Consider the following 15,548-nt stretch of genomic DNA (forward strand, 5'->3'; position numbering starts at 1 on the left):
GAAGATGTGACCGGCGCCTGTCTCGCCGCGATGCCGCTCAGGCCCTATAATCCGGCTACACTTTGCCGTCGGGGTGCGGCCTGCGTCCCGGCAGATCCGGGAGGTCTGAAATGACGGATTTTCATGTCATGGCCGGAACCGAGAAGGCTTTGTCTTTGCCGGCTGTCCGCAAGATCAGCACGTCGGATGTGATCGACGCGCTTGGATGTGGGCTGGATGATTTCTGGCAGAAACCTTCGCACTATGCGTTCCTGTGCCTTATCTACCCGCTTGTCGGCGTGGTGCTGATCTATTCAGCTTCGGGTGCAAATGCGCTGCCGCTTCTTTTCCCGCTTGCTTCCGGCTTTGCGCTGCTCGGGCCATTTGCAGCCATCGGCCTTTACGAAATCAGCCGGAGACGCGAAGCCGGGCTCGATACATCCTGGTGGCACGCTCTGGCAGTGCGCAAGTCACCGGCGATCCCGTCCATCATGGCTGTGGGCGCAATGCTCTTTGCCGTCTTCGTGACCTGGCTTCTGGTGGCGCAGGGGCTTTACGTGCGTCTGCTCGGCCCCGAACCGCCTGCATCTTTCACGCAATTCCTTGAATTGCTGTTCACGACCGACGCCGGCTTGATGCTCCTGACACTCGGCAATGCGATCGGCTTCATTTTCGCGCTCGTTGTTCTGATCACCACAGTCATCGCTTTTCCCATGCTGCTTGACCGCGATTGCGGGGCAGTGGCAGCGATTGTCACCTCCGTGCGAGCGGCCAGCGCCAACCCCCTGCCCATTGCTCTTTGGGGTGTGTTGGTGGCGGGTGCGCTTATTGTCGGGTCGCTTCCGCTCTTTGCCGGCCTTGCTGTGGTGATGCCAGTCCTCGGTCATGCCACATGGCATCTCTACCGAAAGCTGGTGGCCGACTAGGCGGAAGCCCCATTGCCAGGTGCCGGTGAGGCGCAGGGAACGATCACTGCCGGTTCTTCTGCCGCAGCGTCATAAAGATTGTGCGCGATCTTGCCCAAGGCATCGATCAGGATGCGCCGTTCATCATCGGCGAGACCGGAAAGCGCCTCATCGTGCACAGTCTCGGTGATCGCCCGAATGCCGGAGCATGCCTCGCGAGCCTTGCGTGTAGCGTAGATCATGCGGACGCGCCGATCCGTTCTGGCAAGACGGCGCTCCACCCAACCGCTCTCCGCCAAACGGTCGACCATACGCGAAACGCTGATTGGCTCTACTTCCAAAAGCTCGGCCAACCGGACCTGCGGCACGCCGTCTGCCTTCAGAAGGCCAAACAGCAACCGCCACTGAGCAGACGAAAGGCCGAATTCATTGTCAATTTCCTGGAAACGCTTGCGCATCAAACGCGCGACGTCATGGATCAGGAAACCCAGTTTGATTTGATCGGGATCGTTCATGGGCGGGATATATGGTCGCCCATTCCCATGCGCAATGTCACAAATTTCTGCTCCTGACACGTCACGCCGTCGCTCTGCTGCAGCAATCTGCTTGTCGAAGAACGGACTGCCTGCTAAGGCCAGCGGCATGACGAACACGCCACTTTCCCATATTCGCAACTTTTCCATCGTCGCGCATATCGACCATGGCAAGTCGACGCTCGCCGACCGGCTGATCCAGATGACCGGATCCCTGGAAGACCGCGAGATGAAGGATCAGATTCTCGACTCGATGGACATCGAGCGCGAGCGCGGCATCACCATCAAGGCGCAGACCGTGCGCCTCGAGTATGATGCGCGCAATGGCGAGCACTATGTGCTCAACCTGATCGACACGCCCGGCCATGTGGACTTTGCCTATGAGGTCTCGCGCTCGCTCTCGGCCTGTGAGGGCTCGCTTCTGGTGGTCGACGCCAGCCAGGGCGTCGAGGCGCAGACACTTGCCAATGTTTACCAGGCCATCGACAACGATCATGAGATCGTGACCGTTTTGAACAAGGTGGACCTCCCGGCTGCCGACACTGACCGCGTCAAGGAGCAGATCGAGGAGGTGATCGGGCTGGATGCTTCCGATGCGATCCCGATTTCCGCAAAGACCGGCGTCGGCATCGACGAGGTTCTGGAAGCCATCGTGACACGCCTGCCCGCACCGCAGGGCGGTGACCGCGAAGCTCCACTCAAAGCCTTGCTGGTCGACAGCTGGTACGATGCTTACCTCGGTGTGATCGTGCTGGTGCGGGTGATTGATGGCAAACTGAAGAAGGGCCAGACCATTCGCATGATGGGCACGGACGCCAAATATCCGGTAGACCGGGTTGGCGTCATGACCCCGAAGATGGTGATGGTCGATGAGCTCGGCCCCGGCGAGATCGGCTTCATCACCGCCTCGATCAAGGAAGTGGCCGACACCCGTGTCGGCGACACGATCACCGAGGACAAGCGCCAGACGGATAAACCGCTGCCGGGCTTCAAGCCGGCGCAGCCGGTTGTCTTCTGCGGCCTCTTTCCGGTCGATGCAGCGGACTTTGAGGATCTGCGCGCCGCCATGGGCAAATTGCGTCTCAACGATGCCTCGTTTTCATTCGAGATGGAGACCTCGGCGGCCCTCGGCTTCGGCTTCCGCTGCGGCTTCCTCGGCCTTCTGCATCTGGAGATCATCCAGGAGCGGCTGGAGCGCGAGTTCAATCTCGACCTCATCGCCACCGCGCCCTCGGTGGTCTACCGCATGAACCTGACCTCGGGCGATCAGGTCGAGCTACACAATCCGGCCGACATGCCGGACGTGGTGAAGATAGCCTCCATCGAGGAGCCCTGGATCAAGGCCACGATCCTCACGCCCGACGATTATCTCGGCCCGATCCTCAAGCTTTGCCAGGAGCGACGCGGCATCCAGACGGATCTTTCCTATGTCGGCAAACGCGCCATGGTCACCTATGAGCTGCCGCTCAACGAGGTGGTGTTCGATTTCTACGACCGGCTGAAGTCCATCACCAAGGGCTATGCCAGCTTCGACTATCAGCTCACCGGCTATCGTGAAGGCGATCTCGTCAAGATGTCGATCCTCGTCAACGAGGAGCCGGTGGATGCGCTCTCCATGCTGGTGCACCGGCAGGCGGCGGAAAAGCGCGGCCGCGTCATGTGCGAGAAGCTGAAAGAGCTCATCCCCCGCCACATGTTCAAGATCCCGATCCAGGCGGCCATAGGCGGCAAGGTCATCGCCCGCGAGACCATTTCGGCCATGCGCAAGGACGTGACGGCGAAGTGTTACGGCGGCGACGTCACCCGCAAGCGCAAGCTGCTCGAGAAGCAGAAAGAGGGCAAGAAGCGCATGCGCCAGTTCGGCAAGGTGGAGATTCCGCAGGAAGCCTTCATTCAGGCGCTGAAGATGAGCGACTAGCACTCAGGCATAAAAACGGGTGGGCTTGCTGCCACGGCAGACAAACCCACCCTCGATGCCGCTGATAAGGGCTGCCCCGCCACCCGGGCCCGGCGACATCGTCTCGTCTGCCAGATCAGCGTCAGATTTCCGTTTTTGCCGGATCTGGCTTCTGGCGCAGCGCGTGCGCTCTGGCGGGTTCTGGGTGAGGATCGGCGGTTCAGCGCGCTTTCAGCTTGAAGCCGCCGCCGCTACATTCGACGATCTGTTTGCCGGCCATCTGGTAGGCTGAGTCCCACGAGACCTTCACCGACTTCGGACAGCTGCGATACGTCTTGTTGACGAGGTTCACGCTTCCCTGCGGCGTGTTGGCGGTGATCTTCACCAGCTTCAGACCCTTCGTGCTGCTGATGGTGCACACCACATGGTTGGGCACCGAGCAGTTCATCGAGGGGCCCGCCATCTGCGGGGCGAGCGCGAACTGGCCGGCGACGCTGGCGGTCGGTAGGGCAGTGGCTGAAAGCATCACGAGCGAGGCTGCAGCCATTGCGATCCGGCTTGTCTTGAAAGAGTAGGGCATTGTCATCTCCAGTAGGGTTTTGAGGAAGGGGCAATCGCGCCCCGGCATCCATCAGTCGCCGCGGTCTGGAGAAAGGTTCATGGAAAAAACTGGGCCGAAAAAATCTCAATTCGGGTTGAGATGGTAGCCCGGACCAACGGTAAGCGGTCGGTCAGGTACGACCTTGTCGCTGATCTGGCTCGCAAAGGTCGTGTCCACCTCCCAGATTGTGCTGGTTTTCTCACGGTCGTAGACACGGATCGATACCTTGTACGGTTTCTTCGCTTCGACCCCGCGGACCGGCGGTGTTCTGAGTGCGTAACGGTCGGTCATCGTGCTCACACGCTCCGACACGACGAGCGGCGCACCGCCTGCCGGGTCTTCGAATGTCGCCTCGATGATTGAGCCGCTGGCCAACGGTCGCACCACCTGAGCGGTAAATCCATAGAACACCTCGCCCTGGCGGTAATTGAACATGAAGCCGCCCCCGAGAATCTTGACATAGGGCTCGTTCGACGGGTCGTTTCGCGTGAACCAGCCAACGGCAAAGAGCACCCCACAGAGGATCAATGCGGTCATGGAGATGCTGCGTAAAGATATGAATCTCATAATCTTTTTTCCCTCAACCGGGCAGCATGGCGCCGTGCTTTCGCCGCGCCCCCACAATGCTCCATGCTGCACCAGCGGCGGGAGGCATTTTTCGTTTCATCGTAAAATAGCCAACCGCAGCCTTCCGGCCCGGGACAGGCTTTCAGTCGCTGCAGATCACCGTCGATGAGCATCGCTTCAGCACTGAGAGCAACAGCCAGAAGAGGGGCATCCAGATCGAGGCGGCTCTTGTCCCAGCTCCAGACAAAGCGCTCCGCATCCTTCTTCAAGCATTGACGCTGCCGGCCCGCGCTCACGAGTTCACCAAGCGCGCCGAGCGCGTCCTTCGGCGGATCTTCCCCGATGATCGTATTCTGGAAGATCGCAAAGAGCGTTTCGCGAAATCGCGTGGCTCTGGCATGTGCGGCCTTCGCCACAGGAGCGTTCTTTTCCGCTATCGTCTGCAGGCGGGTCAGAGTTTCCGCGTCGAACACAGTCAACTGGCTGCACCAGCCGAGCAGTGCCGCCATATCGGGAATGTAGTCCTTCGTTGCCGGCTTCGACCGGCAATTCACCGTGTTGACGAAGTCCAGGCAAAGCCTGCCGCCAAAAAAGAACGGCACTGGCCACGCTGCGTTCTCAGCCAAGGATCCAATCTCCCATCGTCATAACCAGCTAAACGTATTTTGCTGGTTGGTCAAGAATGGATCACGGCGATGGGGGAGCGCCAAACGAAAACGGCGCCGGTTGCCCGGCGCCGCTTGCATGAAACCGACTGCGGAACAGCGTCAAATATCGAGATTTGCCACAGACAGCGCGTTGTCCTGGATGAACTCCCGACGCGGCTCCACTTCGTCACCCATCAAGCGTGAGAAGAGCGAATCCGCGTCCGTCGCATCGGTCACCTTCACCTGAAGCAGCGAGCGCGCATCGGGATCCAGCGTCGTCTCCCAAAGCTGCTCGGCATTCATCTCGCCAAGACCTTTATAGCGCTGCATGGTGAGGCCCTTACGGCCCGTGGCGAAGACCTGATCGAGCAGCGCCATCGGCCCGGAAATCACTTCCGACTTGTCCTTGCGGCGCAGCACAGGTGATTTGGTATAGATTTCCTGCAGGCGCGTTGCATAGCGGTCGATTGCGCGCGCATCGGCCGAGGCCACCAACGCAGAATCGAGAACCACCACCTCACGCACACCGCGCACCGTACGCTCGAAGAGATAACCGCCCGCGCCCTCGTTGGAAGGGTTTACACGCCCTTCCCAGCCACGTTCCGTATCCTCCGCAATCATGTCGAGCCGCTCGGCGACGTGCTTGACAGCTTCGGCTGCCCGGCCCGGGTCAGCCAGCACTGCCGCGCTGAGCGCACCGGCAATCGCCGCCTGCTCCACCACAGAACGATTATAGCGGGTGTGAAGACCATTGATGAGCGCGCGTACTCCGCGCGCATCTTCGATCACCTGTTTCAGATCCTGTCCGCTGCGAACTTCACCGTTGGAAAGCTCCAGCGTCGCTTCTTCAAGGCCGGAATCGATCAGGAATTCCTCGAACGCAGCCTCATCCTTGATGTACTGGACCGATTTGCCACGCGTCACCTTGTAGAGCGGTGGCTGTGCAATATAGAGGTGCCCGCGCTCGATCAGCTCCGGCATCTGCCGGAAGAAGAAGGTGAGAAGCAACGTGCGAATGTGGGCGCCGTCGACATCGGCGTCGGTCATGATGATGATCTTGTGGTAGCGCAGCTTCTCGGCGTTGAATTCATCCTTGCCGATGCCCGTGCCGAGTGCCGTGATCAGCGTGCCGATCATGTCGGAAGAGAGCATGCGGTCGAAGCGCGCACGCTCCACATTCAGGATCTTGCCACGCAGCGGCAGGATCGCCTGGTTTTTGCGCGAACGGCCGGATTTGGCCGAGCCGCCAGCGGAGTCACCCTCGACGATGAAGAGTTCGGATTTTGCGGGATCACGCTCCTGGCAATCCGCAAGCTTGCCCGGAAGAGACGTGATGTCGAGCACACCCTTGCGCCGCGTCAGCTCGCGCGCCTTGCGGGCAGCCTCGCGCGCGGCTGCGGCTTCCACCACCTTGCCGATCAACGCCTTGGCTTCTGCAGGATGTTCCTCGAACCAGGTGCCGAGCGCCTCGTTGACGAGACTCTCCACCACCGGGCGCACTTCGGAGGACACCAGCTTGTCCTTGGTCTGGGAGGAGAATTTCGGGTCCGGCACCTTCACCGAGAGAACCGCTGTCAGGCCTTCACGGCAATCGTCACCGGTGAGCGAAACCTTTTCCTTCTTGGTCAGGCCCGAGCTCTCGGCATACCCCGTCACCTGTCTTGTCAACGCTCCGCGGAAACCAGCCATATGCGTGCCGCCGTCGCGCTGCGGAATGTTATTCGTGAAGGCCAGCACATTCTCGTGGTAGGAATCGTTCCACCACATGGCGACTTCCACCGTGATGCCGTCCTTCTCGCCACCGATGGAAATCGGTGCGTCGATCAGCGGCTTCTTGGCGCGGTCCAGATATTTGACGAACTCGACAATACCGCCGTCGAATAGGAATTCCTGCTTCCTCTCGTCGGCATGGCGCTTGTCGGTCAGAAGAATGCGCACGCCCGAATTGAGGAAGGCAAGCTCGCGCAGGCGATGCTCCAGCGTGTCGTAATTGAATTCCGTCATGGTGAACGTGTCGGGCGAAGGCAGAAAGCTCACTTCCGTGCCCGTCTCGTCACCGGCATCCCCCGTCACGGCAAGCGGCGCATCCGCCACGCCGTGCGTGAAGCTCATTTCATGCACCTTGCCCTTGCGGCGGATCTTGAGCTTGAGCCAGATGGACAGCGCGTTCACCACGGAAACGCCCACGCCATGCAGACCGCCCGACACCTTGTAGGAATTCTGGTCGAACTTACCGCCAGCATGAAGCTGCGTCATAATGACCTCGGCCGCCGAAACGCCCTCTTCGGCATGCATGTCGGTCGGTATGCCGCGGCCATTGTCGGTCACCGTGCAGGAGCCATCGGGATTGAGCGTTACCGTCACCAGCGTCGCATGACCGGCCAGCGCCTCGTCGATCGCGTTGTCGACCACCTCATAGACCATGTGGTGCAGGCCGGAGCCATCATCCGTATCACCGATATACATGCCGGGGCGTTTTCGAACGGCGTCCAGACCCTTCAAAACCTTGATGGATTCAGCGCCGTATTCGGCCGGTTCGCCTGGGAGAGTGTCGGGCGTGTCGCTCATCAAATTCTTTCGCTCAGGAGCCCTGAGGGAACCCCCTTTTGGGCATGGGAAATCCGCGCCGCGAATCATGCGGCGCCTGTCCCCCAAGATATAGGCGTTTCAGGGCTTTTTTCCAAGTTTTGCAGCGATTTCGGCCTGGGGACGAAAACTATGACTGGGCACCCTTTGCCTTTGGCACGAAACCGATTATGTAGCCTTTGAGAAATCGGAGACAGAGGCAAATGGCCACCATCAGCCAGAAACCTAAGCTCATCACCATTTTCGGCGGCAACGGCTTTGTCGGCCGCCATCTGGTGCAGGCCCTCACAAAGCGCGGCCACCGGGTGCGCGTTGCATGCCGCAACCCCCATACAGCGATACATCTGCAGCCGCTCGGCAATGTGGGTCAGGTGCAGGCCGTGCAGGCAAACCTGCGCAACCGCGCTTCGATTGACCGGGCTGTTGAAGGGGCAGACCACGTGATCAATCTGGTCGGGATCCTCTATGAATCCGGCCGCCAGTCCTTTGACGCAGTTCAGCATTTTGGCGCCCGTGCCGTGGCGGAAGCCGCTCGTGCCGCAGGTGCGAAGCTGACCCATGGCTCAGCCATCGGCGCAGATCCGGAGTCCGAATCCGAGTATGCCCGCACCAAGGCGCTGGGTGAGAAGGCCGTGCTGGAAACGGTCAAGGATGCGGTGATCATCCGCCCCTCCATCGTTTTCGGTCCGGAAGACGACTTTTTCAACCGCTTTGCCAACATGGCGCGGTTCTCGCCATTCCTGCCGCTCATTGGTGGTGGGGAAACGAAGTTCCAGCCCGTCTATGTGGGCGATGTGGCCGAAGCCTATGCGCGCTCTGTCGACGGCGATCTCCAAGGCGGCCAGATCTACGAGCTGGGTGGACCGGAAGTGCTCACCTTCCGTGAATGCCTTGAGGAGATGCTCGAAGCGACCTACCGCAAGCGCTGGTTCGTTTCTCTGCCCTGGTTCGTTGCGCGCATTCAGGCCCGCATTCTTGGCCTTCTGCCGAAGCCGCTGCTTACCCTCGATCAGGTGAAGCTTCTGAAGACCGACAATGTCGTCTCCGAAGAGGCGAAAGCGGCTGGCCGCACTTTGGACGGCCTTGGCATTCAGAAACACTCGCTGGCAGCCATCCTGCCCACATATCTGTGGCGCTATCGCCCTGCAGGCCAGTTCACCCGCAAGCAGTTCCTTTAAGGCGGGTTCTTGGGCGGCTTCGAAACGCTTCTGCCGGAGACGCTGGGCGCAATCCCGGCGCTTCTTCTCGTCATCGCCAGCTTTTTCACCTCCGCGCTCACCGCCGCCTTTGGCGTGGGCGGCGGGGTGGCCATGCTGGCGCTGCTCGGTCTGTTTGTCCCCGTCGCTGCGCTGATCCCCGTCCATGGCGCCGTCCAGCTCGGCTCCAATACCGGTCGTGCCTGGCATCAGCGGGCGCATATCCGCTTTTCCATCGCCACGCCGTTCATTCTCGGCAGCCTGATCGGCGCTGCCGTGGGTGCCTATTTCGTGGTGCAATTGCCCGACGCGCTCCTGAAACTCGTTCTGGGCGTCTTCGTCATCGCTGTCACGTGGACGAAAATTCCAGGTGCCGCCCAGCTCAGCCATGCCGGCCTCGCTGCCGGAAGCGCGGTTCTCGCGCTTGCCACCATGTTTGTCGGCGCCACCGGACCGCTGCTCTCGGCCTTTTTCGCGCAGATCATTCCCGACGATCGCAAGGCGCTGATCGCCACCCATGCCGCCGGCATGACGGTGCAGCACGCGCTCAAGGTGATCACCTTCGCCCTTGCCGGTTTCGCCTTCTGGCGCTGGCTACCCTTCATCGCGCTGATGATCGCTTCGGGTTATCTGGGCACGATCTATGGAACGCGCCTACTGGAAAAGTTGCCCGAAGAAACCTTCCGCCGCTGGTTCAAGATCGGCCTCACGCTTCTCGCGCTTGATCTCATCCGCCGGGGCGTGATGGGGATGGTATAGAAACCTCCACATTCGTCATCCTATGGCCTGACCATAGGATCCATGCCAGTGCGGTGGCGGCGTCACCGGCGTGGAAGTCGATGCGCCTTCTTTGAGAGGCTGCGCTTCATCCCTAACGTTCCGGCATGGATTCTCGGGCCAGGCCCGAGGATGACGAGACGAGAAGGGCCGGAATCACCGCGGCGGGGTGCCGTTCTCGGCTAGGACCGCGCCGATCAGATAGAGCGAACCGCAGATCAGGATGCGCGGGGGTGGCTCGGTGCCGTCGCGGCCCGCATCGAGCGTATCCCGCAACAGTCTGAGCGCATTGGCCACCGAGTGGACCGGCTCGGCGGAAAGCCCCGCCTCCATGGCGCGCGCCGCCAGTTCGGCGTTGGGCACGCCGGCATCGCTCGATTCCACCGGAACCGTATAGACATGGCGGGCCATGCCCTCGAAGGCACGGAAATAGCCGGTCTGGTCCTTGGTGTTGATCATGCCGGCAATCAGGAAGAGCGGCCGGGGCGAGCGGTCTTCCTCCGAAGCCAGCGCCTCGGAAATCGCCTCGCCGGCACCGGGATTGTGCCCGCCATCGATCCAGATCTCGGCCCCTTCCGGCCCAAGCTCCGACAGCGCGCCCTGTGGCAGACGCTGCAGACGGCCCGGCCAGACGACGCGTTCCATCGCCGCCTCGGCCGCCCGCAGGCCAACGGGAAATCCCGCCGCCTTGACCGCGGCGATGGCCGCCGCCGCATTGGCGATCTGATGCCGGCCCGCAAGCTGTGGGAGCGACATGTCGAACAGGCCGTCATTGTCCTGATAGATCATGCGCCCGTTTTCCTCGAACGCCAGGAAATCCTCGCCATAGACCGTGAGCGGACAGGAAAGCCGCTCCGCCGTGTCAACAAGCACCTCGCGCGCCGCATCAAACGGTTGCTGACCGACAACCACCGGCGCGCCGCGCTTGATGATGCCGGCCTTCTCGGCGGCAATCAGCTCCACCCGGTCGCCCAGATAGGCCTCGTGATCGAGCGAGATCGGCATGATGAGGCTGGCCGCCGGATGAGGAATGACATTGGTCGCGTCAAACCTTCCACCAAGCCCAACCTCCACAATCGCCACATCCGCCGGATGCTCCGAAAAGAGCACAAACATCACCGCGGTCAGAATCTCGAACACGGTGATCTTTTCGCCGGCATTCGCCTCGGCAACCCGCGCCACCGCCTCGGCCAGAACCGCATCCTCCACCAGCTTTCCCCCGCCTTCCGCACCCAGCCGGTAGCGCTCGTGCCAGTTCACCAGATGCGGCGAGGTGTGGACATGAACGATCCGTCCCGACGCCTCCAGCACCGCACGCGCGAAGGCCGTGGCCGAGCCCTTGCCGTTCGTGCCCGCCACATGGATGACCGGCGGCATGTTCAGATGCGGGTTACCCAGCCGGTCGAGCAGGCGCGTGACACGCTCAAGCGACAGGTCGAAGCCCTTGGGATGGAGCGACAGAAGACGCTCGATTTCCCGCTCGGCGGAGAGAGTGGTCATCAGGGTCCTGCCCGAAGGATGGTTATTCAGCCGGCAAAGCCTTGCAGCTCATGCCTTCGGCTGTTCGGATGGCGCTTCGGCAGCCTCGACGGGAACCGGAGCTGTTTCGGCTTCTGTCGGAGACTCTTCTTCCACGACCTCGGGTGCAGCTTCGGCCTTCTCCTTCAGGAGGATTTTCAAAAGCCTGGCAATGGTCCCCTTCATCTCCAGCCGCGAAACAACCATGTCGACCATGCCATGGTCGCGCAGATATTCGGCGCGCTGGAAACCTTCCGGCAACTTCTCGCGGATGGTCTGTTCGATCACGCGCGGGCCGGCAAAGCCGATCAGCGCACCGGGCTCTGCAATATGCACATCGCCCAGCATGGCGTAGGAGGCCGTCACGCCGCCGGTGGTCGGGTTGGTGAGCACCACGATATAAGGTAGCCCCGCTTCCTTCAGCCGGTCCAGCGCAACCGTGGTGCGCGGCAGCTGCATCAGAGAGAGAATGCCTTCCTGCATGCGTGCGCCACCCGAGGCCGCATAGAGCACCAGCGGGAGCCTGCGCTCGACGGCAGTCTCAAACGCACGGACAATCGCTTCGCCGGCTGCCATGCCAAGGGAACCGCCCATGAAGGCGAAATCCTGAACCGTGGCCAATAGCTCAAGCCCCTGAACCCGGCCAACGCCGCTCAGCACGGCATCTTCCATGTTGGTCTTGGCCTTGGCATCGCGCAGGCGCTCGGTATAGCGGCGTTCATCGCGGAATTTCAGCGGGTCGGTGACGACCTTCGGGTTTTCCAGCGTTTCATACTCGCCATCGTCGAAGAAACTTTTCAGCCGCTCACGAGCTGAAATCTTCATGTGATGACCGGAGGAGGGAATGACCCAGAGATTGTCTTCCAGATCCTTGTGAAAGACCATCTCGCCGGTCTCGGGATCCTTGATCCAGAGGTTCTCCGGCATGTCCCGGCGACCGAGCATCGAGTTGATCTTCGGCCTCACATAGCTGGTGATCCAGTTCATTCCATATGCCTTTTCGTTTTTCCGCAATCCGAAGATGCGCCAATTATCGGGCGGCAACAAGGCGCGCTTCGCGCACCCCGTCCGCCAGTCCCTTTACAAGGGTTGCCACGGCCTCGGCGGGGTCTTCGATCCGCTTGCCGTTGTCGTCGTAGCACTGGGCGATGGCCGCAACGATGGCACTGCCGACAACAACACCGTCCGCCGCCTCGCCAATCGCCTTGGCCTGACGCGCCGTCTTCACACCGAAGCCCACGCAGATCGGCAGATCCGTGTGTTCCTTGATGCGGGCCACCGCTTCGGACACATTGTTCGTGTCCGGCAATGCCGATCCCGTCACACCCGTCATCGACACGTAATAGACAAAGCCCGAAGTGTTCTCCAGCACGGTCGGCAGACGCTCTTCATCCGTCGTCGGTGTGGCGAGACGAATGAAGTTCAGCCCCGCCTTGATCGCCGGAACGCAAAGCTCCTCATCCATCTCCGGCGGCAGATCGACGATGATCAGACCGTCAATGCCCGCTTCCTTGGCATCGGAGAGGAAGCGGTCCACCCCATAGATGTAGATCGGGTTGTAATAGCCCATCATCACGATGGGCGTGTCGTCGTCACCTTCACGAAAGTCACGCGCCATCTGGAGCGTCTTCGCCAGCGTCTGCCCGCCTTTGAGCGCGCGCAGGCCGGCGGCCTGGATGGCCGGGCCATCGGCCATGGGGTCGGAGAAGGGCATGCCCAGTTCGATCACGTCGCTGCCCGCCGCAGGCAGCGCCTTCATGATCGAGAGCGAGGTCTCATAGTCCGGATCCCCGCCCATGAAATAGGTCACGAGTGCCGGGCGGTTTTCTTCCTTCAGCCGCGCGAAGCGGCGGTCAATGCGGGTGGTCATGATGGTCCTGGGTCCTCGTACATCCAGCGCGGCGCCCCCACGCCGTCTTGCAGTCCTTGCGGTTGCAGCGGCCTTATCGCTCGATCACGAACGCGGCAATGCAATGCGATCAGCCTATCCCTCGGCGTGCTCGCGGATTTCAATGGTGACAGTGAAGGCGTAGAAGCCATCGCGCTCGATCCGGCTTTTCGCTTCTTCGGGGTCGAAGGCGATACGCGGTTCGCCGTCATCGGCCACACGGGTCAGGAAGGCAAGGTTCTGGCTTGCCCTTATCCCCTTCGGGTTTTCCCTATCGTCGTCCTGGCGAATGGCCACGTAGTGGTGCTGGTTTTGCTTGGAGCGATAGATTTCGAACATGTTCACATCTCCATGCCGAGCATCTTTCCGACGGTGTGGACGTCCTTGTCCCCGCGCCCGGAGAAATTGACGATCATGATCTGGTCCCTGCCCATGGTGGGTGCCAGCTTGATCGCATGGGCAATCGCATGGGCCGATTCCAGCGCCGGGATAATGCCCTCAAGACGCGTCGTCATCTGGAACGCCTCGATCGCCTCATCGTCCAGAATGGGCGAATAGATCACACGGCCCGAATCCTTCAGCCAGCTGTGCTCCGGCCCGACACCCGGATAGTCGAGCCCCGCAGACACCGAATGCCCGTCGAGGATCTGCCCGTCATCATTCTGCAGAAGATAGGTGCGGTTGCCATGCAGCACGCCCGGACGGCCCGCCGTCATGGAGGCGCAGTGCTCGTCACCGTCCAGACCGTGCCCGCCAGCCTCGACGCCGTGGATTTCCACCTGGCGGTCATCGAGGAAAGGATGGAACAGGCCGATGGCGTTCGAGCCGCCGCCCACCGCCGCCACGATGGCATCGGGCAGCCGGCCTTCCAGCTCCTGTATCTGTTCACGCGCTTCCGTGCCGATCACCGACTGAAGATCGCGCACCAGTTCGGGATAGGGATGCGGGCCTGCCGCCGTGCCGATCAGGTAATAGGTGTCCTCGACATTGGTCACCCAGTCGCGCAGCGCCTCGTTCATGGCATCCTTCAGCGTGCCGTGCCCGGAGGAGACCGGCTTCACCTCGGCGCCCAGAAGATGCATGCGGAAGACGTTCGGCTTCTGCCGCTCCACGTCTGTCGCGCCCATATAGACCACGCAGGGCAGGCCGAAGCGGGCGGCCACGGTGGCCGAGGCCACGCCATGCTGGCCGGCGCCGGTCTCGGCGATGATGCGGGTCTTGCCCATGCGCTTTGCAAGCAGGATCTGGCCGAGGCAGTTGTTGATCTTGTGCGAGCCGGTGTGGTTCAGATCCTCGCGCTTGAAGTAGATCTTCGCGCCGCCCAGATGCTCGGTCAGGCGTTCTGCGAAATAGAGCGGCGAGGGGCGGCCCGTATAGTGACGGCCCAGATGCTCGAGCTCGGCGCGAAACGCCGGATCGTCCTTCGCCTCGTTCCAGTGTTTTTCCAGATCGAGGATCAGCGGCATCAGCGTCTCGGCCACAAACCGGCCGCCGAAGATCCCATACATGCCCTCATCGTCAGGGCCGATCCGGAAGGAATTGGGTTCTGCCGGTTTGTTCAAGCCACTCTCCTCATGCCGGAGCCGCGTCCGCTTCAAGCGCCTGCCGGATGGCGGCGAAGAACTTGCGTATCAGTTCCGGGTCTTTCTCGCCGGGCGCGCTTTCAACGCCAGACGAAATGTCTATTCCGCGCGGCGACACGGCTTTCAGGGCCGCGCCGATATTGGCCGCGTTCAGGCCACCGGAAAGCATGTAATCCACGTTATCGTCAAGGCCCGCCAGAAGCTGCCAGTCGAAGGAGACCCCATTGCCGCCGGGAAGCTCGGATCCTTTCGGCGGCTTGGCATCGAAAAGGAATCGGTCGGCTATGCCGCGATAGGGTGCGATGCGCTCCAAATCGGTCGCCTCGCGGATGGAGAAGGCCTTCATCACCGGCAATCCGTAGCGTGCCTTCACCTGCGCGACCCGCCCCGGGCTTTCCGCGCCATGAAGCTGCAGCATGTCTGGTCTGACCGTCTTCACGATGGCATCCAGTCCCGCATCATCGGCATTCACCGTGACGGCAACAGCCTGTGCGCGCCCAAGCGCTGCTTTTCGCAAGTTTGCAGCCGTATCGGCCTCCACATGACGAGGGCTTTTCTCAAAGAAAATAAAGCCGATATGGCTCGCCCCGCCATCGAGTGCAGCTGCCATGGCGTCTTCGGTCTTCAGCCCGCAGATTTTCACGTCGAGTGTCATAACAGGGAAGTCGCACGAAATGGTGGCGGAGTCGAGGCTGGAGGCGGTCGCGCCAGGCGCCCTCGCCCTTCGACAAGCTCAGGATGAGGGCTACTTCAGCGTAGCCGCACAAAACGACTGAAGAAACACGCCAGCATCTCAACAGCCCTCATCCTGAGCTTCTTGAGCTTGTCGAAAGGCGAAGGGCGAGGGCGCTTGACTCTGTGGTTGGAATGA

15 protein-coding genes are annotated in these 15,548 nt (G+C 61.3%); 4 read left to right on the plus strand and 11 right to left on the minus strand.

Going from position 1 to position 15,548, the window contains the following annotated elements; genetic code table 11:
• Window positions 1–110 precede the first annotated feature (110 nt).
• On the plus strand, window positions 111–905 hold the full coding sequence (locus H7H48_RS12265) for a DUF2189 domain-containing protein (RefSeq protein ID WP_229449366.1): 795 nt from the start codon (window positions 111–113) through the stop codon (window positions 903–905).
• Here H7H48_RS12265 and H7H48_RS12270 read toward each other — a convergent pair.
• Entirely contained in the window at window positions 902–1,528 is a 627-nt protein-coding gene (locus tag H7H48_RS12270) for a MarR family winged helix-turn-helix transcriptional regulator (RefSeq protein ID WP_370633371.1), read from the minus strand. The genes H7H48_RS12265 and H7H48_RS12270 overlap by 4 nt on opposite strands.
• Here H7H48_RS12270 and lepA point away from each other — a divergent pair.
• Window positions 1,527–3,335 carry a translation elongation factor 4 gene (lepA, locus tag H7H48_RS12275; RefSeq protein ID WP_229449367.1) on the plus strand — a complete coding sequence of 603 codons (1,809 nt, stop codon included), beginning with the start codon at window positions 1,527–1,529 and terminating at the stop codon, window positions 3,333–3,335. The two genes, H7H48_RS12270 and lepA, sit on opposite strands and share 2 nt — an antisense overlap.
• 199 nt (window positions 3,336–3,534) lie before the next feature.
• Here the strand turns inward: lepA and H7H48_RS12280 are convergent, their stop codons facing one another.
• The 4 genes from H7H48_RS12280 to gyrB all read right to left on the minus strand — a co-directional run bounded on the left by H7H48_RS12280 (window position 3,535) and on the right by gyrB (window position 7,697).
• Entirely contained in the window at window positions 3,535–3,894 is a 360-nt protein-coding gene (locus H7H48_RS12280) for a hypothetical protein (protein ID WP_229449368.1), read from the minus strand.
• A gap of 105 nt (window positions 3,895–3,999) precedes the next feature.
• Entirely contained in the window at window positions 4,000–4,452 is a 453-nt protein-coding gene (locus H7H48_RS12285; RefSeq protein ID WP_229449369.1) for a hypothetical protein, read from the minus strand.
• Window positions 4,453–4,478: 26 nt separating this feature from the next.
• The gene (locus H7H48_RS12290; protein ID WP_229450068.1) at window positions 4,479–5,084 is read right to left on the minus strand and encodes an ABATE domain-containing protein; all 606 of its coding nucleotides are present in this window, start codon (window positions 5,082–5,084) and stop codon (window positions 4,479–4,481) included.
• Window positions 5,085–5,249: 165 nt separating this feature from the next.
• Window positions 5,250–7,697: a DNA topoisomerase (ATP-hydrolyzing) subunit B gene (gene gyrB / locus H7H48_RS12295; protein ID WP_229449370.1), complete on the minus strand. Its 2,448-nt coding sequence runs from the start codon at window positions 7,695–7,697 to the stop codon at window positions 5,250–5,252.
• 221 nt (window positions 7,698–7,918) lie between these two features.
• Between gyrB and H7H48_RS12300 the strand changes: the two genes are divergently transcribed.
• Entirely contained in the window at window positions 7,919–8,893 is a 975-nt protein-coding gene (locus tag H7H48_RS12300) for a complex I NDUFA9 subunit family protein (RefSeq protein ID WP_229449371.1), read from the plus strand.
• A gap of 9 nt (window positions 8,894–8,902) precedes the next feature.
• Entirely contained in the window at window positions 8,903–9,670 is a 768-nt protein-coding gene (locus H7H48_RS12305; protein ID WP_229449372.1) for a sulfite exporter TauE/SafE family protein, read from the plus strand.
• Window positions 9,671–9,844: 174 nt separating this feature from the next.
• Here the strand turns inward: H7H48_RS12305 and H7H48_RS12310 are convergent, their stop codons facing one another.
• The 6 genes from H7H48_RS12310 to H7H48_RS12335 form a co-directional block, all read right to left on the minus strand.
• Window positions 9,845–11,188: a folylpolyglutamate synthase/dihydrofolate synthase family protein gene (locus H7H48_RS12310; RefSeq protein ID WP_229449373.1), complete on the minus strand. Its 1,344-nt coding sequence runs from the start codon at window positions 11,186–11,188 to the stop codon at window positions 9,845–9,847.
• A 48-nt stretch (window positions 11,189–11,236) separates the two neighbouring features.
• On the minus strand, window positions 11,237–12,193 hold the full coding sequence (accD, locus tag H7H48_RS12315) for an acetyl-CoA carboxylase, carboxyltransferase subunit beta (protein WP_229449374.1): 957 nt from the start codon (window positions 12,191–12,193) through the stop codon (window positions 11,237–11,239).
• A 43-nt stretch (window positions 12,194–12,236) separates the two neighbouring features.
• Window positions 12,237–13,076, minus strand: coding sequence for a tryptophan synthase subunit alpha (gene trpA / locus H7H48_RS12320; protein ID WP_229449375.1), 840 nt, complete (start codon window positions 13,074–13,076; stop codon window positions 12,237–12,239).
• Between the two features lie 114 nt (window positions 13,077–13,190).
• Window positions 13,191–13,433, minus strand: coding sequence for a hypothetical protein (locus tag H7H48_RS12325; protein ID WP_229449376.1), 243 nt, complete (start codon window positions 13,431–13,433; stop codon window positions 13,191–13,193).
• Window positions 13,434–13,435: 2 nt separating this feature from the next.
• Complete coding sequence (trpB, locus tag H7H48_RS12330) at window positions 13,436–14,656, minus strand: tryptophan synthase subunit beta (protein WP_229449377.1); 1,221 nt, start codon at window positions 14,654–14,656, stop codon at window positions 13,436–13,438.
• A gap of 10 nt (window positions 14,657–14,666) precedes the next feature.
• Complete coding sequence (locus tag H7H48_RS12335) at window positions 14,667–15,332, minus strand: phosphoribosylanthranilate isomerase (RefSeq protein ID WP_229449378.1); 666 nt, start codon at window positions 15,330–15,332, stop codon at window positions 14,667–14,669.
• Between the last annotated feature and the right edge of the window lie 216 nt (window positions 15,333–15,548).

Source organism: Nitratireductor sp. B36, assembly GCF_020833685.1.
Taxonomy (GTDB): domain Bacteria; phylum Pseudomonadota; class Alphaproteobacteria; order Rhizobiales; family Rhizobiaceae; genus Nitratireductor.

Bases quoted from the DNA above. Each gene is read 5' to 3' on its own strand.
- H7H48_RS12335 (WP_229449378.1), bottom strand. From the start codon at position 15,332: ATGACACTCGACGTGAAAATCTGCGGGCTGAAGACCGAAGACGCCATG.
- H7H48_RS12325 (WP_229449376.1), bottom strand. From the start codon at position 13,433: ATGTTCGAAATCTATCGCTCCAAGCAAAACCAGCACCACTACGTGGCC.
- H7H48_RS12270 (WP_370633371.1), bottom strand. From the start codon at position 1,528: ATGCCGCTGGCCTTAGCAGGCAGTCCGTTCTTCGACAAGCAGATTGCT.
- H7H48_RS12280 (WP_229449368.1), bottom strand. From the start codon at position 3,894: ATGCCCTACTCTTTCAAGACAAGCCGGATCGCAATGGCTGCAGCCTCG.
- gyrB (WP_229449370.1), bottom strand. From the start codon at position 7,697: ATGAGCGACACGCCCGACACTCTCCCAGGCGAACCGGCCGAATACGGC.
- H7H48_RS12300 (WP_229449371.1), top strand. From the start codon at position 7,919: ATGGCCACCATCAGCCAGAAACCTAAGCTCATCACCATTTTCGGCGGC.
- H7H48_RS12285 (WP_229449369.1), bottom strand. From the start codon at position 4,452: ATGACCGCATTGATCCTCTGTGGGGTGCTCTTTGCCGTTGGCTGGTTC.
- accD (WP_229449374.1), bottom strand. From the start codon at position 12,193: ATGAACTGGATCACCAGCTATGTGAGGCCGAAGATCAACTCGATGCTC.
- H7H48_RS12265 (WP_229449366.1), top strand. From the start codon at position 111: ATGACGGATTTTCATGTCATGGCCGGAACCGAGAAGGCTTTGTCTTTG.
- lepA (WP_229449367.1), top strand. From the start codon at position 1,527: ATGACGAACACGCCACTTTCCCATATTCGCAACTTTTCCATCGTCGCG.
- H7H48_RS12310 (WP_229449373.1), bottom strand. From the start codon at position 11,188: ATGACCACTCTCTCCGCCGAGCGGGAAATCGAGCGTCTTCTGTCGCTC.
- trpA (WP_229449375.1), bottom strand. From the start codon at position 13,076: ATGACCACCCGCATTGACCGCCGCTTCGCGCGGCTGAAGGAAGAAAAC.